The organism is Pelagihabitans pacificus (genome assembly GCF_009371985.2).
Taxonomy (GTDB): domain Bacteria; phylum Bacteroidota; class Bacteroidia; order Flavobacteriales; family Flavobacteriaceae; genus Pelagihabitans; species Pelagihabitans pacificus.
The window spans coordinates 250,738-270,978 of the sequence record NZ_VIKU02000001.1 but is presented as its reverse complement, the minus strand read 5'-3'; the positions used below and the strand labels follow the sequence as shown (position 1 = coordinate 270,978).

18 protein-coding genes and 1 tRNA gene are annotated in these 20,241 nt (G+C 42.5%); 12 read left to right on the top strand and 7 right to left on the bottom strand.

Translation table 11 applies throughout. The features are described 5' to 3' along the window. Window positions 1-11: 11 nt before the first annotated feature. Both FK220_RS01275 and folP read right to left on the bottom strand, forming a co-directional pair. Window positions 12-797 carry a diadenylate cyclase gene (locus FK220_RS01275; protein ID WP_152572472.1) on the bottom strand — a complete coding sequence of 262 codons (786 nt, stop codon included), beginning with the start codon at window positions 795-797 and terminating at the stop codon, window positions 12-14. A 57-nt stretch (window positions 798-854) separates the two neighbouring features. Beyond that, window positions 855-1,676 carry a dihydropteroate synthase gene (folP, locus tag FK220_RS01270; RefSeq protein ID WP_152572471.1) on the bottom strand — a complete coding sequence of 274 codons (822 nt, stop codon included), beginning with the start codon at window positions 1,674-1,676 and terminating at the stop codon, window positions 855-857. Between the two features lie 131 nt (window positions 1,677-1,807). Between folP and FK220_RS01265 the strand changes: the two genes are divergently transcribed. The 6 genes from FK220_RS01265 (at window position 1,808) to FK220_RS01240 (ending at window position 6,650) form a co-directional block, all read left to right on the top strand. Next, window positions 1,808-2,377 carry a DUF1599 domain-containing protein gene (locus FK220_RS01265; protein WP_152572470.1) on the top strand — a complete coding sequence of 190 codons (570 nt, stop codon included), beginning with the start codon at window positions 1,808-1,810 and terminating at the stop codon, window positions 2,375-2,377. Next, window positions 2,374-3,471, top strand: a complete 1,098-nt coding sequence (locus tag FK220_RS01260) for a BT_3928 family protein (RefSeq protein ID WP_152572469.1) — start codon at window positions 2,374-2,376, stop codon at window positions 3,469-3,471. Before FK220_RS01265 ends, FK220_RS01260 begins: the two co-directional genes overlap by 4 nt. Before the next feature lie 130 nt (window positions 3,472-3,601). Further along, complete coding sequence (tpiA, locus tag FK220_RS01255) at window positions 3,602-4,351, top strand: triose-phosphate isomerase (RefSeq protein ID WP_152572468.1); 750 nt, start codon at window positions 3,602-3,604, stop codon at window positions 4,349-4,351. A 113-nt stretch (window positions 4,352-4,464) separates the two neighbouring features. Then, on the top strand, window positions 4,465-5,304 hold the full coding sequence (prmA, locus tag FK220_RS01250; protein WP_152572467.1) for a 50S ribosomal protein L11 methyltransferase: 840 nt from the start codon (window positions 4,465-4,467) through the stop codon (window positions 5,302-5,304). Window positions 5,305-5,411: 107 nt separating this feature from the next. Next, window positions 5,412-6,266 (top strand): M57 family metalloprotease, encoded by an 855-nt coding sequence (locus FK220_RS01245; RefSeq protein ID WP_152572466.1) that lies wholly within the window; start codon window positions 5,412-5,414, stop codon window positions 6,264-6,266. Window positions 6,267-6,374: 108 nt separating this feature from the next. Then, window positions 6,375-6,650, top strand: a complete 276-nt coding sequence (locus FK220_RS01240) for an ATP-dependent Clp protease adaptor ClpS (protein WP_152572465.1) — start codon at window positions 6,375-6,377, stop codon at window positions 6,648-6,650. 192 nt (window positions 6,651-6,842) lie between these two features. Here the strand turns inward: FK220_RS01240 and FK220_RS01235 are convergent, their stop codons facing one another. Together FK220_RS01235 and FK220_RS01230 are read right to left on the bottom strand one after the other, a co-directional pair. Then, entirely contained in the window at window positions 6,843-7,256 is a 414-nt protein-coding gene (locus FK220_RS01235) for a DUF6691 family protein (RefSeq protein ID WP_152572464.1), read from the bottom strand. Between the two features lie 30 nt (window positions 7,257-7,286). Further along, on the bottom strand, window positions 7,287-7,847 hold the full coding sequence (locus tag FK220_RS01230; protein WP_152572463.1) for a YeeE/YedE family protein: 561 nt from the start codon (window positions 7,845-7,847) through the stop codon (window positions 7,287-7,289). A 235-nt stretch (window positions 7,848-8,082) separates the two neighbouring features. Here FK220_RS01230 and FK220_RS01225 point away from each other — a divergent pair, with 235 nt between their 5' ends. The 3 genes from FK220_RS01225 to FK220_RS01215 all read left to right on the top strand — a co-directional run bounded on the left by FK220_RS01225 (window position 8,083) and on the right by FK220_RS01215 (window position 14,046). Then, entirely contained in the window at window positions 8,083-10,386 is a 2,304-nt protein-coding gene (locus tag FK220_RS01225) for a T9SS type B sorting domain-containing protein (protein WP_152572462.1), read from the top strand. A 537-nt stretch (window positions 10,387-10,923) separates the two neighbouring features. Further along, the gene (locus FK220_RS01220; RefSeq protein ID WP_152572461.1) at window positions 10,924-12,654 is read left to right on the top strand and encodes an amidohydrolase family protein; all 1,731 of its coding nucleotides are present in this window, start codon (window positions 10,924-10,926) and stop codon (window positions 12,652-12,654) included. An 822-nt stretch (window positions 12,655-13,476) separates the two neighbouring features. Further along, window positions 13,477-14,046 carry a hypothetical protein gene (locus FK220_RS01215; RefSeq protein ID WP_152572460.1) on the top strand — a complete coding sequence of 190 codons (570 nt, stop codon included), beginning with the start codon at window positions 13,477-13,479 and terminating at the stop codon, window positions 14,044-14,046. Between the two features lie 811 nt (window positions 14,047-14,857). Here the strand turns inward: FK220_RS01215 and FK220_RS01210 are convergent. Then, window positions 14,858-14,931: transfer RNA gene (locus tag FK220_RS01210), tRNA-Arg, on the bottom strand. 168 nt (window positions 14,932-15,099) lie between these two features. Between FK220_RS01210 and FK220_RS01205 the strand changes: the two genes are divergently transcribed. Next, window positions 15,100-15,612 (top strand): adenine phosphoribosyltransferase, encoded by a 513-nt coding sequence (locus tag FK220_RS01205; protein ID WP_152572459.1) that lies wholly within the window; start codon window positions 15,100-15,102, stop codon window positions 15,610-15,612. On the opposite strand, the gene FK220_RS01200 is transcribed toward FK220_RS01205, so the two are convergent. Further along, window positions 15,606-15,761 (bottom strand): SsrA-binding protein, encoded by a 156-nt coding sequence (locus FK220_RS01200; protein ID WP_152572458.1) that lies wholly within the window; start codon window positions 15,759-15,761, stop codon window positions 15,606-15,608. The genes FK220_RS01205 and FK220_RS01200 overlap by 7 nt on opposite strands. Window positions 15,762-16,360: 599 nt before the next feature. Here FK220_RS01200 and FK220_RS01195 point away from each other — a divergent pair. Both FK220_RS01195 and FK220_RS01190 read left to right on the top strand, forming a co-directional pair. Continuing rightward, window positions 16,361-17,299, top strand: a complete 939-nt coding sequence (locus tag FK220_RS01195; RefSeq protein ID WP_152572457.1) for a calcium/sodium antiporter — start codon at window positions 16,361-16,363, stop codon at window positions 17,297-17,299. Window positions 17,300-17,314: 15 nt separating this feature from the next. After that, window positions 17,315-18,928 carry a carboxypeptidase-like regulatory domain-containing protein gene (locus tag FK220_RS01190; protein ID WP_152572456.1) on the top strand — a complete coding sequence of 538 codons (1,614 nt, stop codon included), beginning with the start codon at window positions 17,315-17,317 and terminating at the stop codon, window positions 18,926-18,928. A gap of 132 nt (window positions 18,929-19,060) precedes the next feature. Here FK220_RS01190 and FK220_RS01185 read toward each other — a convergent pair whose 3' ends face one another. Next, window positions 19,061-20,077 (bottom strand): glutamine synthetase beta-grasp domain-containing protein, encoded by a 1,017-nt coding sequence (locus FK220_RS01185; protein WP_152572455.1) that lies wholly within the window; start codon window positions 20,075-20,077, stop codon window positions 19,061-19,063. Between the last annotated feature and the right edge of the window lie 164 nt (window positions 20,078-20,241).

The window sequence follows — 20,241 nt, the reverse complement described above, 5'->3', positions numbered from 1 at the left end:
CGGTGGTTGGTTTAAATCAAATCCTCCTTTATCATCGAGGCCAAATCCGACATATCTTTGTACAGTATAAATTCCCCGTTCCTGATATAGGAGATATCGCCAGTTTCCTCACTCACTACCAGGGCAATGGCATCGGTTTTTTCGGTAATACCCACGGCGGCCCTATGGCGCAGTCCGAATCGTAGGGGAATCGTACGCTCATTCGATACCGGAAGTATTACACGGGTAGCTACAATATAATTATTCTCGATAATTACGGCACCATCGTGTAACGGGCTGTTTTTGTAAAAGATACTTTCGATAATGGGTTGGTTGATTTCGGTATACATTTTATCCCCTGTCGATTTTACAAAATCGAGAGAGTTATTACGTGCAAATACCAACAGAGCCCCGGTTTTAGAGGCGCTCATCTTCTCACAGGCCAATAGGACCGCATCTACATCGATACTGGTGGTAAGGCTCTCCTGTCTTAGAAATTTGAAATGCCTGATGAAATTCCGTTTGTTGGCCAAATTTGTCGATCCGATCATCAAAAGGAATTTCCTGATTTCCTGTTGAAATACAATAATCAAGGCAATGAGTCCTACCTGCATAAAGGCGCCCACCATGCTACTGATCATTTCCATACCCAGTAACTCGGTGAGTTTCCAAAAAGCCCACACGATTACAATGCCAATAAAAATATTAATAGCGACCGAACCGCGAACCAGTTTGTAGATGTAATAGAGAAGGATGGCTACAAGGATAATGTCGAGGACATCTGTAATTTTAAAATCGATAAAATTCAAAAAATCCAATCCTTGCCGTTTTGGTAAAATTATAAAAAATAGATGAACGAAAAATCGTTCGTTTTCTCAAATCAATCGTTGCATTAACTGCACACACTCCCTAGCCTCCTTCACATCGTGGGCCCTAAGGATGTTGGCTCCTTTGGTCAGCGTATAGGTGTGTAGGGCCGTGGAGCCATTCAGAGCCCCCTGCGCACTTGTCCCCAAGGCTTTATAGATCATCGATTTTCTACTGATCCCCACCAGCAGAGGATGCCCCAAAGTTTTAAACCGATCCAAATGTTGCAATAGTTCATAGTTTTGTTCCAGGGTTTTGGCGAAGCCGAAGCCAGGGTCGATAATCAGGTCATGCAGGCCCAAGGTATTTGCAACGGCTATCCTTTCCGAGAAAAACGACAATACCTCTATTAACAAATCGTCGTATTGGGTATGTTGCTGCATAGTCTTTGGGGTGCCCCGCATATGCATCATGACATAAGGTGCCTTATACTTGGCAATAGTGGGCAACATTTCCCCATCCTGAATTCCCGCTGAAATGTCGTTGATAATCGCAGCCCCCGCCTCAAGACTTTCTTTGGCCACCTTGCTTCGAAACGTGTCTATCGACAACAGGATATCCGGAAAATTTCGGAGCAATAGTTGTACCACTGGGAGCAATCTTTTGAGCTCTTCGATTTCGGATACAAAATCAGCTCCAGGCCGGGAGCTATAGGCACCGACATCGATGAAAGTGGCACCTTCGTTCAACATTTTTTCTACCTGTGAAAGAATGGTTTTTTCATTCTTGTATCTTCCTCCGTCGTAAAAAGAATCGGGCGTAATGTTGAGAATGCCCATGACCTTGGGAATAGTAAGGTCGATAAGAATTCCTTTGCAATTTAAGGTCATATTCCGAGGGCCATCGTTTGATAAACCAAGTTTAAAACACGAGATTTGCAGGCGAAGGTACCCATTTAAAAACCTTTGCTTTGAGCAATTCGATATTTTGAGCGAAATTTACGCAAATTACAGCGATTAAAATGCAGCATACTTCCGAACAATACGATGCGGTGATCAAAACCTGTCGGGACCTATACGAAAAGAAGATGAGCGATTATGGTAGTGCATGGCGTATTTTAAGGCTTCCGTCCTTGACCGATCAGATATTCATAAAGGCGCAACGCATTCGAAGTTTACAGGAAAACGAAGTTCGAAAAGTAGATGAGGACGAACGATCTGAATTCATTGGCATTATCAATTATTCGATCATGGCGCTGATTCAATTGGAGAAAGGCGTTGTGGAACAGCCAGATCTTTCCCTTGAGGAGGCTTTGACACTTTTTGACAGGCATACTGCCGAGACCAAATCCCTCATGGAAAAGAAAAACCACGATTATGGCGAGGCTTGGCGCGATATGAGGGTAAGCTCCTTGACCGACCTAATTCTGCAGAAAATACTAAGGGTCAAACAAATCGAAGATAACAAAGGGAAAACGTTGGTGAGTGAAGGGATTGACGCCAATTATCAAGATATGGTGAATTATGCGGTTTTTGCACTTATTCATTTAAACGCTAATGCAGCTTCATCGGCCAATCAAAGTACAGCATGAAATATATTGTAACGATCAGTAGAATTTTAGTCGGTGTATTGTTCATCATCAGTGGTTTTATCAAGCTGAACGACCCCGTGGGTTTCTCCTTCAAATTGGAGGAATACTTCAGCGCCGGGGTACTCGATTTGCCTTTCTTTGAACCGTATGCCCTGTACATTTCAATCTTTGTGGTGATTTTTGAGGTTCTTCTTGGGGTGATGCTTTTGATCGGTTTTAGGGTTAAATTCACGGTTTGGAGCCTTTTGTTGATGATTGTTGGTTTTACCTTCCTCACGTTCTATTCCGCCTATTTTAATAAAGTGACCGATTGTGGCTGTTTTGGGGATGCCCTGAAATTGACTCCTTGGCAATCCTTTACAAAGGATGTGGTGTTATTGGTGCTCATATTGGTTTTGTTCAAGGGTAGGGAATATATCAAACCTATTGCCGGTTCCAATACAAAACGGATCATCACTCTTGTCGCTTTGATACTATGTGCCTTGTACGCCAATTATGTGTTGAACCACCTTCCGGTAATCGATTTCCGTCCTTATAAGATTGGAGCCAATATTGAAGAAGGTATGAACGTTCCGGACGACGCTCCCCAAGCAATTTATGATTATGCTTGGAAGTTCAATGTAAACGGGGAGGAGCAGATTATCGTTACCCAAGGGGATTATCCCAGTGTTGATGGGGAGTTTATCGATGTCGAGACCACTGAGGTCCAGAAAGGATACGAACCACCCATTCATGATTTTACCGTTGAGCAAAATGGGGAGGACTTTGCGGCCAGCTTATTGCAAGAGCCTAAACTCGTAATGGTTATCGCCTATGACTTGCGGAAGACCAATGAAGATGTGTACGCTGAAATCAAGAAAATTACGGGTCAAGCGATTCAGAACGGTTATAGGGTCGTGGGCATGTCGGCCTCCGATACGGATCAGACCGCCCGTTTAGTGAAAGATCACCAACTTGACTTTGAGTTTTACTTTACCGATGAGACTACCTTGAAAACGATTGTACGTTCCAACCCGGGAGTGCTGGTGTTGGAAAAAGGGACCATAAAACAAAAAGTGCACTACAACGACCTGGACGAATTGGAATTTGATTGAGATATCACTAAAACTCACCGGGCTTTAAGAAATACCGTGAAGTAACAAATCAAGATGCGCCATTTCACGGAAATGCAGTGGCTCAAAAAGCGTTGAACAGGGAAAAAGAAAATATAATTAATGACAAAATATGAGAAGTAAAATCGTAGCAGGAAACTGGAAAATGAACAAAAATTTGATCGAGACCGAGGCCTTGTTGGCCGAACTTTCGGCCAAACTTCCCGATACCGATGCGGAGGTCATGGTGGCACCTACCTTTGTGAACTTGGTACCGGCAGTACGCAGTTTGGAACAGTCTATCATCGAGGTCATAGCACAAAATATGCACTTTGCCGAAAGTGGGGCGTACACGGGTGAAATTTCTGCCGATATGCTGTTGAATATAGGCGTGGATACGGTGATAATAGGGCATTCGGAACGTAGGGCCTATTTCGGGGAAACTGATGAAATACTGGCAAAGAAGGTTCAGGCCGCTTTGGAAAACAATATGAGGGTTGTCTTTTGTTTCGGCGAGGAATTGGAAGATCGTAGATCTGAAAATCACTTCGAAGTCGTGGAAAGTCAATTGAAAAATGCCCTTTTTTCCTTGGAGGTTTCATCATGGGGCAAGATTGTGTTGGCTTATGAGCCAGTTTGGGCCATTGGCACTGGAGAAACGGCAACTCCCGATCAAGCGCAGGAGATGCACGCCTTCATTCGTAAGACCATTACGGAAGCCTATGACGCCTCGGTTGCGAATAAAGTCTCCATTCTATATGGTGGAAGTGTAAAACCCGGAAATGCCCAAGAGATTTTTTCAAAACCCGACGTCGATGGCGGACTCATTGGTGGGGCTTCGTTGGTCGCAGATGATTTCGTGGCAATTATCAAGGCAATTTAAAATATAATTATAAGAACTATCACCTTTTTTGCTTCAGAATAGCAATACGAGTGAAGAGCATCTGAAGGGGGTATTCTTATGAATACTCCTTTTTTTTGATTTAGTAATCAATTATGTCTAACATCATATATATAGAATACACTTTTAGATTAAATCCGGTGCACCCGGTTTCGGATATTCTTATCGCGGAATTGGGCGAAGCGGGGTTCGAGAGTTTTGTCGAGGAAGAAGAAGGGGTTCTGGCCTATATTCAGAAAGAATGCTGGTCGCCAGACATACTTAACCCTATCCAGATACTGTCGAACGATGCTTTTCATATCGAATATCGTTTCAAGGAAATCGAACAGCAGAATTGGAATGCCACTTGGGAAAGTAATTTCGAACCGATACAAATTGGGAATCAATGCGTGGTACGGGCACCTTTTCATGAGCGACCGAATGTACGGTTCGATATTGTCATCATGCCCAAAATGAGTTTTGGTACCGGTCACCATGAAACAACCCATATGATGCTGCAACATATCCTAGATAACGACTTCGACAATAAGTCGGTCTTGGACATGGGAAGCGGAACAGGGGTACTCGCCATTTTGGCGGCAATGAAGGGCGCCAAGGCGATAGATGCCATCGATATTGACCATTGGTGCTATTTGAATGCCAAGGAAAACGTTCTTCGAAATAACGCTAGCCAAATCAAGGTATATGAAGGGGACGCAGACTTGATAGAGGCTAAAAAATATGATATTATCTTGGCGAATATCAATCGAAATATCCTGGTCCGGGATATCCCCATTTATGCGAACGCTATGAATAAGGACGGTATGCTCTTTTTGAGCGGATTTTATGAATCCGATATTGCCATAATTTCAACGAATTGTGAAAAGGTTGGACTGAAGCTTCAAAAAAAATTGAAAAAAAGTGATTGGGTTTCAATCAAGTACGTTTTTTCTTAAATAAATCATAAAAACAAGCATCTGTATTATGCGGTTTTCTCGTATATTAAGCAAGTATTGTAAGTGAATTCTTAAAAAATTCATTTTTAACCCCGAACATTTGTAATATGAGAAAATTTAAAATTTTAGTAGCAAGTACACTCTTTTTGTCATTGGCCGTTGCCTGTCAAAAAGATGAAGTAGCGCCAATTGAAGAACCTACGGCAGCTGAGGAAGTAGTTCAACAGTCGACCTTGGAATTGAATGATGAGGTAATAGGTGTATTCAAAAGGAACTTTTTCAATGTAGGCAATGTTAAGGTAGTGGACTTTATGCTTCCCGATGGCAGCTATGAAAGTCGCTATCAGGTAGAGGATGACATCACTTTTTCTGCCGAGCAATATGAAATTCTTGCAGCCCTGAACACCACTGAAAAGAATTATCACACTAATAATCTTGTCAGTAGTCCGAGAACGATATCGATTATTGGATATACGGGTGGTTCGAATGCGCTTTCAAGTAAAGAGCGAACGGCTTTGCAGTATGCGGTGAACAACTATAACCGTTTGAATCTGAGTATAAGCTTCTCTTTAACGTTTGGTACCAATTATCAAAATAAGGATATGGTGGTCTACTATAACCCCAATGCCTCAGGGAGCGGCGGGTCGGCAGGATTTCCCAGTGGAGGAAGACCCTTCAAGTTCGTGCAGATTTACGGATTGGATAATTTTAGCACCGACGTGAACGAGCATGTAATTACGCACGAAATAGGACATTCGGTCGGTTTTCGACATACTGATTGGTTTAGTCGCCAAAGCTGCGGTGAAAACACCAACGAAGGGGTGGGTAGCATTGGCGCCAACCCTATACCAGGTACCCCCGACGGGTATGACCCTACTTCTGTGATGTTGGCTTGCTTTAGCAACAATGAAGATGGGGAATTCAACAGTAATGATGTCACTGCATTGCGATATCTATATTAACCTGCCAAGTCATTTACAATACTGTTAAAAGTACCTGAAAGGGTACTTTTTTTCATTTCAGAGGTTTATATTTAGGGTATAGAAAGATTTCTAACCAAAAAAATTTCTATGGGTACCAAGGAAAAACTTCAAGAAGAATTACTTCTGGAGGAAGATACCGTAAAGCAACGAGAGATAGTACTGTATAATGATGACGTGAATACCTTCGATCATGTCATAGAAACCTTGATAGCCGTCTGTGAACATTCTCCCGAACAAGCGGAGCAGTGCTCCCTGATAGTACATTACAATGGTAAATGCACTGTAAAGACCGGGGAGTACGATGATTTAAAACCTCGGTGCAGTCGATTGCTACAGGCAGGGCTTAGCGCTGAAATTGTTTAAGTCGTTCGGAAGATTTCCCAAGCTATTTTTAGGATAAGGGGATATGCTATTGTCGTGTCCATGTGCTCATTCTTTTGTTTGGGTTTTATAAACCCCGATAGTCCCTAATAAGTTTGCGTCGACGTGTCCCCTGGTCATATTAAGATTGCTTGGCAATTAGAAATTAAATTGTTCCCATCATGAATACCCCGACTAGTGTGGCAACTTGTTTTTTAGGACTCCGTAAGCGAAGGTTCCCAAAATAGCGGCGGCGATAACGATGAGCATACTGAACACACCTGTTCCTACCAAAATGTACATAGGCCCGGGACAAGCGCCCGCCAAGGCCCATCCCAATCCGAAAATACTCCCCCCGAACAAGTACCTCGTAAAAGACCTTTCTTTTGGGGGGATTTGAATCACCTTGCCGTCTATGTTCTTAACCTTCATTTTTTTGATGAGCCAAACCCCGAGTCCGCCTAAGACTACCGCAGAGCCGATAATACCGTACATGTGAAACGATTGGAATTTGAACATCTCGATGATACGATACCAGGAAACAGCTTCTGACTTTACCAGAACAATCCCAAAAAAGATTCCGACCAAAAAGAATTTAATGAATTTCATTTGTTTGTTAAATTTTTTATATGATGACTACTAGCCAAAAATTAGGGGTAGTAAAAAGTGGGTCATCAATAATCCGCCGATAAAAAATCCGATGACGGCTATCAAGGAAGGTAATTGAAAATTACTCAATCCCGTGATTGCGTGGCCGGAGGTACACCCTCCTGCATATCTGGTGCCAAAACCTACCAAAAACCCGGCGATGATCAGAATGCCCATACCTTTGATGCTTAATACATAATCCCAATCATAGATTTCAGGTGGTAGCAGGCTTTGCCCGGCATCCTTGAATCCTAGCTCAGACAAATCGGCCACTGTTTGAGGGTTCAAGGCGATAGGGCGATGATCTGATAACAAATAGACCGCTATGAAACCGCCGATAAGGGCTCCGAGCACTACGGTGAGGTTCCATCTTTGGGCTTTCCAGTCAAATCGGAAAAAATCGGAATATTTTCCTGCACCACCGATTGTGCATAAAGTCCGTAAGTTAGATGACATGCCAAAGGTTTTCCCGAAGTATATCAATGAGAACATCACGATTGCGATAAGTGGGCCGGAGACATACCATGGCCACGGTTGAAGTATAAATTCCATACTCAATTTTTGCGCGAAGATAATCAGAATACCCGTCGGTCTGTGTAATGAATGTTACAAAATGGCGATGACCGGTCTTTTTATACGGTTAGAGCAACGGATTTTTTGACTAAATAGTCTTAAATGTTAATTTGTAGGAATTGATGTACTTAAACCACATTAGTAACGTTTGGTTTCCATAGGCTTTACGAATTGCAAATCGCCGAAAAAGTCTTAAACGTAACCTACTATTGTTTTGAGGGGCCTTATTATCGGATTGCTATCTATGTTATTTGTGCATTTGGGCTATTCCCAACGCGAAGCTGCTATTTGGTATTTTGGAAGCAATGCAGGGCTCGATTTCAATAGTGGTGTTCCGACGGTGCTTGAGGATGGCGCCTTGAATACGGCAGAAGGTTGTGCCACTATGGCCGACCCTATGGGTAATCTCTTGTTTTATACCGATGGCGTGACCGTCTGGAATCGTAACCACCGACCCATGCCGAACGGTGCCGGTCTAAAGGGACATGCTTCCAGTACGCAATCGGGTATCATTGTTCCTGTACCGAACCACCCTAGCCGTTATTATGTTTTTACTACAAATTTTCAACTACGGGACGGACTCTATTTTTCCGAGATCGATTTGGCCTTGAATGGGGGTTTGGGCGATGTGGTTAAAAAGAACATCCTTTTGAAAAAGACGGTTACCGAGAAATTGACAGCGGTGAAGCATCGTAACGGCGAAGATTTTTGGGTGTTGGCACATGATTGGGGCAACGACTCCTACTTGGCCTATCTGGTCACTGCTGCAGGAGTTAATCCCAATCCTGTCGTTAGCAACGTAGGCTTTAACTTGGATTACGCCAATTCTGGAAACGACGTTTTCAAAAGCAGGGGTTACCTTAAGACTTCGCCTGATGGGCGTAAATTGGCAGCATGCCATTCCTTTGTTGGGATCGAGTTGTTGGATTTCGATACGGAAACGGGAGGCGTTTCCAATCCGGAAGTATTGATGCAATCGAATGCGAAGGATTTTTACGGATTGGAGTTTTCACCCTATGGCGACCGCTTGTACATATCGATTATCAACGAAGATATCTTTCAATTTAATTTAAGGGAACGGAATATTGCAGCTTCAAGGATGCCGCTACATGTACCCTCTCAAATGACAGGTGCCCTGCAATTGGCTTTGGATGGCAAAATTTACGTGGCAGGGGCTGAAAAACTGGCAGTCATCGAATCTCCGGAAGAACTTGGACCGGCCTGTGGTTTCAAGGCCAATGTCATTAATTTGGGTACTGGACATGGTACATATGGCTTACCACCTTTTATTACCTCTTATTTTGATTTGGGTATACGGGCCAACGGATTTTGCTTTGGTGACACCACCCTGTTTTCGATAACGGCTACGGAACACATCGATACCGTGGCATGGGATTTCGGCGACGGACATACTGCCTCCATCCAGAATCCATTACATCATTATGATGCTCCGGGCGAGTATCTCGTGAGCGCTACAGTACAGATTGGAACCAGAATCAATACCGAGAAAAGGCGCATTGTTATTTATGAAAACCCGATGGCTTACAATGCCTCGTATGTGCAATGTGATTGGGATGAAACTGGTTTGTATTTTATCGATTTATCGGAGATGGACTCCCAAATTTTGAACGGGCAGGATCCCGATATGTTTGAGGTGTCGTACTTTCAAACCGGAAACGATGCCAGAGCTGGCGTGAGCGAGTTGGTCAAGGACCAGTATTCCAACACCGATAGGGTAGAGAAGCTGTACGCACGGGTCCAACATATCGATAATAAGGACTGCTATGCCCTTTCCGAGCTTGATATTTTGATTAAGGAGCTTCCTCGACCGGATTTGGAAGAATCTTATCTTGTTTGTCCGGAGGACCCGTTTCTGACCCTTGACGGCGGTGATTTTGATAGTTGGTCCTGGCGTGATGCACAGGAGAAAGAGTTGGCCAGTTCAAGAATGGTCGATATCACCGAACCAGGGACTTATAGTCTTACCGTGAACGGCGCTGAAAATGGGCAAGTTTGTGGAAACACGTTCTATTTTGAGGTGCGTCCCACCGTGGTGCCCCTCGATTTCGATGTAAGTGTGAATCATTTTTCAGAGAATATTACCTTAACTATTGCCATGGAAGGCAATGATGATTTTCAATATTCCTTGGATGGGGTACGGTTTCAAAAATCGAATCAGTTCGAGGTCGAACCGGGAAAATATACGGTGTTCGTGCGTGGCACTGCCAGGTGTAGAACGCTTTCGAAAGAGGTTATTGCCGTGGGCTATCAAAAGTTTTTCACCCCAAATAGCGATGGCATCAATGATTACTGGAAAATTACGGCGGGCGAGTACTTTCCCGAATCTACTGTATTCATATTCGACCGTTATGGAAAACTACTGCGGGAACTACGACCAGATGAGGAGGGTTGGGACGGTACCCATCAGGGATTGCCCATGCCCTCGTCTGACTACTGGTTCCGTTTTGAAAATATAGACGGTACTATATTCAAGGCACATTTTACCTTGAAAAGGTAGGATTGCCAAATGCCCATTTTCACCCTTGTAATTACTTCCCTTCCGACGACCGGGGCAAAGAAGCTCTCTTTCTGAGGTAGTTTTAAAAGAACGCCTGTTAAACCGTATGACATCCATGGCTTTTCCATCGCTTTGGAAGCGAAACTGGGAAATCCTAGGAATGAAGAATTGAGTGCAATTATTTGTTATTTTCTGACAATAGTCGTACTTTAAACTCACTTTCCCTCGTAAAGCAGCATAAGCGACTATTTTGTTGCGAACGAAGAGTTTCCCCTTCCTTAGATAATGTTAGGAGCTTTTGTCCAGGCCTCTAATGCTTTGAATCGATAAGGAGTGGTTGCGCTTTTGATATGTTTCCCCCGCTAGTAAGAAAGGATAGTAGTCCAAACGGTTTTTTGAGAATTGAGTTGATGATTGTCTTTGTAAATCTGGAAGATGAAAACGAGAATGTGATCCAACAGTGTTTCTCTTAGAAAAAGCACACTAGAATAAAATTCGATAAAATACGGAAGATAATTTTAGTAAAAACCTCTTACAATGGAAAAGCCGATTGCCGACCTTCACTGTCACCCATCTTTAAAGCCCACAAACAATAGCAAACTTCCCAATCTCTGGAAAGGCGCTAACAATATTTCGACCAGACGACTGTTTCGAAATCCAAGTTTGGGAGACCGACTTCGAAAATTGGCCATTGACTTATTCTTAAAAAACATGGCCAAATATACCCAATCGAACCTGGCGTCGTGTTATGAGGGGAATAACAAATTACTTTTTTTTGCACTATACCCCCCTGAAAGACCTTTTATGAAGCCGGCCCGACCGTTCCGAAAAGGTACACGGTCCCATCAGAAACTCTCGAAAAAGATTTTCAAGAATTTAGCCATCGATAGTAAGGTAATCCGTGCCCTCACGGGTTTTTCGGAAGAGACTGCAGCATCCTATCTCGATAATATCTATAATTCCGAGACCATCGACTACTTTGAAGACCTGCTGAATGAGTATCAACGCATTGTGAAGGAAAATGGGAAACCGTATCAGGTGCCCGGATACCCTACTCCCGCAAGACTAAAAATGATACGAAATTATAAGGAATACACCGAAACGAACAAATTTGAAATAGCCGGCATAATAACCGTTGAAGGTGCACATGCCCTTGCTAGGTACAAGAATGAGGATTTATTCGAAAAAGAAAACATTGAGGAATTGGATGACAATTCAAGATCGTTACTGGAACAAAGCTTTGTCAGCAACATTGAAACACTTAAGAACCCTGATGAGATGGCATATACACCTTTCTTTATTACTTTTTCGCATCATTTTAACAATTTGATTTCGGGGCACGCAAAAAGCTTTAAAGATGCACCCAACAAAATAATTCCAGGATTTTCAAATGTATTCGATCAACGAAAGGGGCTCGACAAGGGATTCACGGATTTTGGGAAGAAACTGATAACCGACCACCTATTGTCCAAAAAGAATGGTAAGCGCATATTGGTCGATACAAAACACATGTCTTTACAATGCAGGGACGAATATTTGGCCATCGTCAACAACTTTTGGAAGCAAAAAAAGGACAGGATACCCATTGTTTGTAGCCATACTGCGATCAATGGTATTTCTACCCGGGCGGAATCCAAAAAAAGAAAGGATACCAATCAGTTGGATCGGCGTGCTTACGTGAGTAGGTGGGACATCAACCTCACCGATGAGGACATTATTGATATTTTCGATTCCGATGGTATAATCGGGATATGTATGCACGACGGAAGAATGCCAGGTGGAAAATTTAAGGCCCTGGTAAAACAGGAAACAAGGGCCCATGGCAGTTTGGTACGCGTACAACGGTTGCATACCCAAATGTTCTTGACGAATATCTTCCACGTGGTACGAATAAATCTATCCCATATCATGGAGCTCAATAAAACCGCTACTCCTAAGAGGCATATGGAAGAGGCTTGGAAAACGGTTTGCCTAGGAACCGATTTTGACGGAATCATCGACCCCTTTGATCACTTCAACGCGGCCAATATGCTCAACGAGTTCAAGGTTCGCTGTAAGGAGGCGATCCAGTATAATTTTAATCCCATCGAGGAACGAAAAAGGGCAAAGATCTTACATGTTGGGGAGCACTCTTCGAGGCCTTACGGGAAGGCTGAACTGGAGGAATTGATGATGGGGATGACCCCACAGGAGATTGTAGACAAAGTGTTTTCGGATAACCTGCTATTCTTTATGAGCAAGTACTTTACCGATGAATATTTGATGTGATATTTCCTTTGAAGTCTGTGGGATGGGCGATACTATTGTCGGGGACCTTGAAGTCGTGTAGCCATGTTCCCTGCAGTGATTTGAATGGTTCATGCAAAACCCGCAAAAAAACAATTTTCAATCCACTGACTTTCTGTTGTAAGTGCGTAACCTCTGCAGAATTTCCTTCGGTGTTCCTTTGAACTCCCATGTAAAAATTTATTGACCGGATTGCCGTCGGTCCGATGGTATGCAAATGGGTCATTTGACTTTCATTTCGAAGCTAACAAACTCGAATTCTTACATAAAGAAATTTGGCGCATGAGTAGTGTCTCGCAAGGTGTTCGATTTATGCGGTTGGTAGTTTCAATTCGCTGTACGGTATAAAGGGAAAACACTCGCATTTTTTAGTACGGATGCTCTTGACGATGGGCAAACAGTCATTCAAAAATCTTTTGGAATGTACTTGACCCCTCCCAACAATTTCCCTTCCCTTAAACAATGACAACTAGGACTTACAAACAACTCTTTCAAGGGAGGGCAGTAGCTACCCTTTTAAAAAAGAAATTGGCTTTGAAGCAATTATGGAAACGATAGGTGTAGGGCATAAACACAGTTGATGTATGCCATAAATAATGATTTAAATCCAATCCATCAATCCCCATTCGAAATCAATCAGAAACTGATGTTAATCATTGTGGGAATTTCTTAACCAATTTTATTTTGATGTGTGAAATTCAAAGTGAGGTATTTTATACTGCCTTTGAAAAAGAACATAATCTTTAACCAGCACCCGTATTTACGCTGGGGTAACTTTTGTCGAATCTTTTAAATCTTAGACCAATGAAACTAAAATTTCTATTACTATTTGGAATCGTGGCTTTCTTTCTTGCTTGTGAAAAGGAGGCCATTCCTATGGAACTGAACAATCAACAAAATACCCTCGTTGATGAAGGTCTGGTGGAGATCCTGTTTACAAAAGGCAAACAATGGGATGCTCTTACCGAGCAATCCGCCCAAAAGGATAATCCGGTAACCAAGAAATTAAAAATCAGGACGTCGGGAACAATGTCTATGACCCCTGGTGCTGATGCATGCGAAGGATTTATTCAATTTAGTGCCAGCGGTGAGGGTAATGCAACACATTTGGGGCTTTTTACACTCGAATTGGATTATTGTACTGATGGAACTGCTCCCCTAGGTCCCATATTTGCGAAGCAGACCGCAGCAAATGGGGATCAGGTATTATCTGTTGTGGTCGGAGGGGATCCTACCGAAAATTCCTTGGATTTTTTAATTTATGGTGGTACTGGTAGGTTTGAGAACGCCACTGGTTTCGTCACATTATTTTTCGTATTTGATTACTTAAACCAAACCTTTGACAACTTTGGGGAAGGCACCATTACCTATTAGGAAATTATAGATTGGACACTAAAAAGGCCGTCGTCGGACCGGCATTTATCAAATTGACGATGGCCTACTCTTTGGACCATGGTCGGGGTGACATATAGATAATTCTCGACAAAAAATTGGTTGTGAGTACTACTCCCTACTTAGAACTTGGGATTGTCTCCCTATGACGGTATAAATCTGAGCCGGGCGTACTCTTGTAAGTAGGTTTCCAACGCAGGAAAAGGCCGCTATCAATCCATTCCAAGTGGTACGCAAGCGGTAGAATTTTTTTTGGTCTTTGAACATCCTTTATAACCATGTTATGCCCTACAGCTTTAGGACGTCTTTTGGATACTCCCCAACTAAAAAAGTCTCAAAATCGGAAATGGACTTGTATTCAAGTTGTCTCGAATAACGGTCTACAGACTTTCATATCGACTTTAGATATCGGTTTATATAGTTTTCGGTAATACCAAGGTTCCATATGGTGCCAATGGCTAGAGCTTATTCGATAATAGCAAGGCTGCAAATCGTCAATAGTTGTTGACGGTTAGAACCAAACCAATTCAAATAAAATGACAGTCCAAAAGCAATCAAACCTTGCAGAATCCCAGAATTTTCAAGGTTTTTTATTCGTTTGGTTTTTGCTCCCAGTGACTTCGGCAGATTACCTTCGGTGTTCCTTGAACTCCAATGTAAAAAAGTGGAAAGTTCGCCTCGCCCTAGTAGGCAGTGTAATTTTTGATTTCAATCCTTTTCCGAATACTAACGGATTTTGGCATAACTGAAACGAAAAATCCACTCCTTTGGGGAGTGGATTTTTTGCTATGGGTGACCCTGACAAGATTCGAACTTGTAACCTTCTGATTCGTAGTCAGATGCGCTATCCAGTTGCGCCACAGGGCCAATAAAAAAGAAGGTGTTTGTACACGCTACACCTTCTGAGCCGTAATCAGATTCGCTATTCTCCCGATACTTCGCGGGCGCTACGAGGCCATATAGTATTTTCTTTATTCGGGGTTGCAAATATATTTCTTTTTACATTTAACGGCAAGCTAAGTGCAATCGAATTCAATGGATTTTAAAAACTACATCAGGGATATTGATAATTTTCCCTCACCGGGCGTCGGTTTTAAGGATATTACACCCCTGTTACAGGATAAAACCGCTTTTCAGGAGGCCGCTAAGGCCTTATTGAAAATGGTGGATAACCAAAAGATCGATAAGGTCGTTGGTATGGAAAGCAGGGGATTTTTTTACGGTCCCATTCTCGCTTCGGAACTCAAGGCGGGATTTGTTCCTGTTCGCAAACTCGGAAAGTTACCGGCCGAAACAGTGGCGCAAACCTACAAACTCGAGTACGGTACGGATACCTTGGAGATGCATAAAGACAGTGTTCAAAAAGGCGATAGGATCTTGATTCATGATGATGTATTGGCCACTGGGGGTACGGCAGCCGCCGTATGTCAATTGGTCGAAAGACTCGGGGGCAGCATTGTACAATGTAATTTTTTGATCGAACTCGATTTTCTCAAGGGTATAGAGAAGTTGAACGGTTACGACGTCCGGTCCTTATTGCATTATTGATCCAATGCGTTGGTAGTAACATAATACCGCCAGCCGATAATCGCCAGTTGTAGCTTGGATGCCTTTGATAAATCCAATCGCTTTTTGGTATAGGAGGGAAGAAGCGTTTTGTTGACTTTCGCCAAAAATTGAAAAAGCGCTTTTTTCATTGGTTGTTTTTGCAAAGATAGTACTTCTGAAAAAGAAAGAATAAGACCGCCGACCGACGGTCTTATGATATATAGGCCTATATAGGGTTGCTTACAAAAAAGTCATAATCAATGAAAGCAACAATAACATCAGGATTTTAGCGAGTGCGATCATAGTAAAGGGGGTTTTTAGGTTAACCCTGAAGCTGTCTTTTGGATAGAACAGGGGAGAGTAATTAGTACTCAATAATCGATTATCCAAATAAGATATAGCAAACAAACAATGATATCCTAACAATTCGTTGAAAATTAATGAAATTGAATATAGTATTGAAACTAAAAAAATGATATAAGTTATGAAATGAAACATTAATTCCTTGAAAACTATAATAGATTGTAATTAAGAATAATCCGTTCTATTTCACTTTATAACAAATGAAGGGGCTTTTTAGGCACAACATTGTTTTGCAAGGAGGGTGTTGGTACTAAAAATCGTGCTTTTCGGTCTTTCGATCTTTTTAGGGTTCTTTTTTTCGCCGGTAATAGGAATGATTTGGCGATTGTTTTTAAACGGATTTCTTATTCTATCTTTGTTAAAAGTTCCTAGTAGACCTCAACCAATGCTGAACCTCCTTTTTATCATTTCAGGCCTTGTCCTATTAATAGCAGGGGGCAATTGGTTGTTGAAATCTTCCGTAGCACTTTCACTTCGATTAAACATCCCAAAAATTGTGATTGGGATGACCATCGTCTCTTTTGCCACCTCGGCGCCCGAACTTATCGTGAGTATCAAGGCTGCATTGGATGGTTTTCCCGATCTGTCCTTGGGTAACGTAGTAGGGTCGAATATTGCCAATTTAGGATTGGTTTTGGCCATCACCATCATTTTGGGAAATATTGATGTCACAAAGGTCTTTTATACCACCGATTGGCCGGTAATGATGCTGGCGTCTTCCCTGTTTTTTGGATTCATTTATTTTGATGGGGAACTACAGCAATACGAGGGCGTAATAATGGTGGTCATGTTGTTCCTTTTTTTGGTGTACCTACTCCGTTTTCAAAAGACGGCCGTAATAGATGAAGCACCGGAAGATGATACTCCCTTACCCCTGTACAAAACCGTACTTTTCTTAGGACTGGGTGGCACCGCATTATGGGGTGGTTCTGAACTTTTGGTCGATGGGGCGGTCGGCCTCGCAAAGACTTTTGGTGTGAGCGAAAGAATTATCGGAGTCACCATTATTTCCATAGGAACCAGCATTCCCGAGTTGGCCGCCTCTATTATTGCAGTAGTCAAAAAAGAAAAGGCCATTTCGTTGGGAAACCTCCTCGGCTCCAATATCTTTAATATTTTGGCGGTCCTTGGTATCACATCGATCATTACCCCGATCAGGGTCATGGACCGGCGATTGCTGGAGAACGATATTTTTTGGATGTTGGGTATTTCGTTCTTAATACTTCCCTTGGTATTTCTTCCCAAAGGATTGCGTCTGGGGTGGCGGGATGGTATAGTTCTTGTGGCATTGTACGGTACATTTGTGTATCTTACTGTAACGTAAAAACCTGCATGACCAATGGGAAGAAACTGTTGTTTTACACGATTTTTCTTCTTTTTCTTAGTAACCATCTATGCCCAGGAGGGAGATGATGCGACCCGAGGACGAATACTGGATGTCGAAACCCAGGAACCTGTAGTGTTTGCCACCATTAGAATAAAGGGAAAAGCCATTGGTGTTATCTCCAACCAAGATGGTGGTTTTCGCATTCCACCACGGTTTAGGGAAATGAGGGATACCTTGGTTATCTCCAGTATGGGATACCAGAAGAAGGAAATTCCAATATCGGGCCTGTCCCCGGAACATATCAATATTATAAGGCTTGCCCCCGGTGTCCTGAATCTGTCCGAAGCCATTGTTACGGGAAGGAAAAAAAGGAAACTTTCAGCTAAACAGATTGTCAGAAGGGCCATTGCCAACTTACAAAAGAATTATCCGCAAAAACCCTTTTCAACCATCGGCTACTATCGAGACTATCAATTGAAGGATGGAAACTATGTGAATCTGAACGAAGCCGTTCTTGAGGTGTTCGACCAAGGTTTTTCACGACTCGATTCAACAACAACAAAGGTGGGCATCTATGAGTACAAAAGGAATGCGGATTTTGAAAGGGACACCTTGGCTGATGATCCCTACGATTATGAAAGCTTACAGAAAATTGTGGACAATGCCTATCTATCAGGTTATGGCGGTAATGAGTTTTCGATTTTAAGGGTTCATGATGCGATAAGAAATTATAACGTGAACGCGTATTCATTTGTGAACCGTTTCGATATCGACCTTCTGAAAAATCATAGTTTCTCAAAGGATAACAGCACCTATCTCAACGGGGAGGCACTCTACACCGTAAAGTTTAGAAGACGATCTCCCAATTATAGTGCATTCGGTACTTTATATATTTCCCCCGGGGATTTTGCCATCCATAAAATGGAATATACTTTGTACGATGACAGAAAACGTTCACCTGACCGAAAATTGAACAAACACTTAGGAAATGGTCAATTGATTTTTGAAGTAACAACGGAATACCAGCGGCATGCCAACCGAAAGATGTACCTTAACTATATTTCTTTTAACAACAGTTTTATTTTATGGGAACCCCCAAAATTTAGGGTAGACTACAGTACAATAGATTTAAAAAGAAATCCACAAGGTACCTTGACCGATTTCAGACTTGAGCTGGTATTCAATCGAATCCCAAATGCTGATGAAGTTGTTGATGTAAAGAACTATTCCGTAAGGTATCAGGGTAAGCCATTGAAAATTAAGGCGGCAGGTCACATTGACGAAAAAGTATTTTTATTGCCTGATATCACCCAGGAAGAAAGGACTACCATGATGAGGGAAATTATTGAAGCCCGTGAAAAGGAACTCGATTTTAAGCAATTGTTTTCCATTGAAGTAAAACCCATCTATGATGTAGAGGGAAATAGGTTGCACGAGTGGAAAAAAAGGAATTACAATCAATTTCGTGAATATTTTGTACAACAGTTAAAGCCAAAGGTTGATTTACCCAATGAGGGCGAGTTTATGAACAGACGAAGGCCCATCTTTGAAGGTCAGCCCATTTCAAGACCTGAAAACTTTGACGATTATTGGATGAATACCCCTTTGAAAAGATTGATACAGTGACGAATAATTTTCTGTAAATGAACTATTCAAAAGGCACACTGTTTATCCGTATTCCCATCAGTGTCTAAAATTAAAAACCGCCTCCAAATCGGGTTTGGAAGCGGTTTTCATAACAACAATTGATTTAATTACTTATACATCGGCCGATTTGACGGTTTTCACGATTCTACCGGCAATTTTATACGGATCTCCGTTCGAGGCCGGCCTGCGATCTTCCAACCAACCTTTCCACCCGCTCTCTACGGTAGCGATAGGAATTCGAATCGAAGCCCCGCGGTCGGAGATTCCATAGCTGAATTCGTCAATCGATTGGGTTTCGTGATCTCCCGTTAAACGTTGATCATTAAATTCTCCGTATACGGCTATATGTTCCTTTACAACAGGTCTGAAGGCCTCACAGATTTTCTCATATACTTCCTTGGATCCAGCGGTTCTCAAGGTGGAGTTGGAGAAATTCGCGTGCATCCCCGAACCGTTCCAGTCCATATCCTTTCCTAGCGGTTTCGGATGGTACTCTATGTAATATCCGTAGTCCTCGGTCAATCTGTCCAACATATAGCGCGCTACCCAAAGTTCGTCTCCCGCTTTTTTGGCGCCTTTGGCGAACGTCTGGAATTCCCATTGGCCGCAAGCTACTTCCTGGTTGATGCCCTCAAAGTTGATACCCGCGGCAAGACACAGGTCTGCATGGCGCTCCACCAATTCCCTCCCGTGGGTATTCTTACCACCTACGGAGCAGTAGTACATTCCCTGTGGGGCAGGATAACCGCCCACCGGAAATCCCAAAGGAAGTTGGGTTCTGGTATCCATGATAAAGTACTCCTGCTCAAAACCGAACCAGAAGTCGTTATCGTCATCATCTATCGTAGCCCTCCCGTTCGACTCGTGAGGAGTGCCATCGGCGTTCAATACCTCGGTCATCACCAAATAGCCTGCTTCCCTAGCGGGGTCTGGAAAGATGGCAACAGGTTTTAACAAACAATCGGAAGAACCTCCTTCGGCCTGCCTTGTAGAACTTCCGTCAAAAGACCACATAGGACAATCCTCTAATTTGCCGCTAAAGTCATTTACGATTTTTGTTTTGCTTCGCATGTTCTGTGTGGGGAAGTATCCATCTAACCAGATATACTCCAATTTTGATTTGCTCATAATTTTCGGTAGTTAATTTTTAATTTAAAAGACCTACAAAAATACTTTTTTTGATAAACCAACCTTAAATTTTGGGGGGTAAATAGTTAACATTTTATTCTTTTTTTGGTTACCCCTGTTTTTTTAGGGGTATTTTGTGAAATATCTAATTTTTGATGCTAATT

Coding starts and splice junctions, on each gene's coding strand:
- folP (WP_152572471.1), bottom strand. CDS start 1,676: ATGACCTTAAATTGCAAAGGAATTCTTATCGACCTTACTATTCCCAAG.
- FK220_RS01265 (WP_152572470.1), top strand. CDS start 1,808: ATGCAGCATACTTCCGAACAATACGATGCGGTGATCAAAACCTGTCGG.
- FK220_RS01260 (WP_152572469.1), top strand. CDS start 2,374: ATGAAATATATTGTAACGATCAGTAGAATTTTAGTCGGTGTATTGTTC.
- tpiA (WP_152572468.1), top strand. CDS start 3,602: ATGAGAAGTAAAATCGTAGCAGGAAACTGGAAAATGAACAAAAATTTG.
- prmA (WP_152572467.1), top strand. CDS start 4,465: ATGTCTAACATCATATATATAGAATACACTTTTAGATTAAATCCGGTG.
- FK220_RS01245 (WP_152572466.1), top strand. CDS start 5,412: ATGAGAAAATTTAAAATTTTAGTAGCAAGTACACTCTTTTTGTCATTG.
- FK220_RS01240 (WP_152572465.1), top strand. CDS start 6,375: ATGGGTACCAAGGAAAAACTTCAAGAAGAATTACTTCTGGAGGAAGAT.
- FK220_RS01235 (WP_152572464.1), bottom strand. CDS start 7,256: ATGAAATTCATTAAATTCTTTTTGGTCGGAATCTTTTTTGGGATTGTT.
- FK220_RS01230 (WP_152572463.1), bottom strand. CDS start 7,847: ATGGAATTTATACTTCAACCGTGGCCATGGTATGTCTCCGGCCCACTT.
- FK220_RS01220 (WP_152572461.1), top strand. CDS start 10,924: ATGGAAAAGCCGATTGCCGACCTTCACTGTCACCCATCTTTAAAGCCC.
- FK220_RS01215 (WP_152572460.1), top strand. CDS start 13,477: ATGAAACTAAAATTTCTATTACTATTTGGAATCGTGGCTTTCTTTCTT.
- FK220_RS01205 (WP_152572459.1), top strand. CDS start 15,100: ATGGATTTTAAAAACTACATCAGGGATATTGATAATTTTCCCTCACCG.
- FK220_RS01200 (WP_152572458.1), bottom strand. CDS start 15,761: ATGAAAAAAGCGCTTTTTCAATTTTTGGCGAAAGTCAACAAAACGCTT.
- FK220_RS01195 (WP_152572457.1), top strand. CDS start 16,361: ATGCTGAACCTCCTTTTTATCATTTCAGGCCTTGTCCTATTAATAGCA.
- FK220_RS01190 (WP_152572456.1), top strand. CDS start 17,315: ATGGGAAGAAACTGTTGTTTTACACGATTTTTCTTCTTTTTCTTAGTA.
- FK220_RS01185 (WP_152572455.1), bottom strand. CDS start 20,077: ATGAGCAAATCAAAATTGGAGTATATCTGGTTAGATGGATACTTCCCC.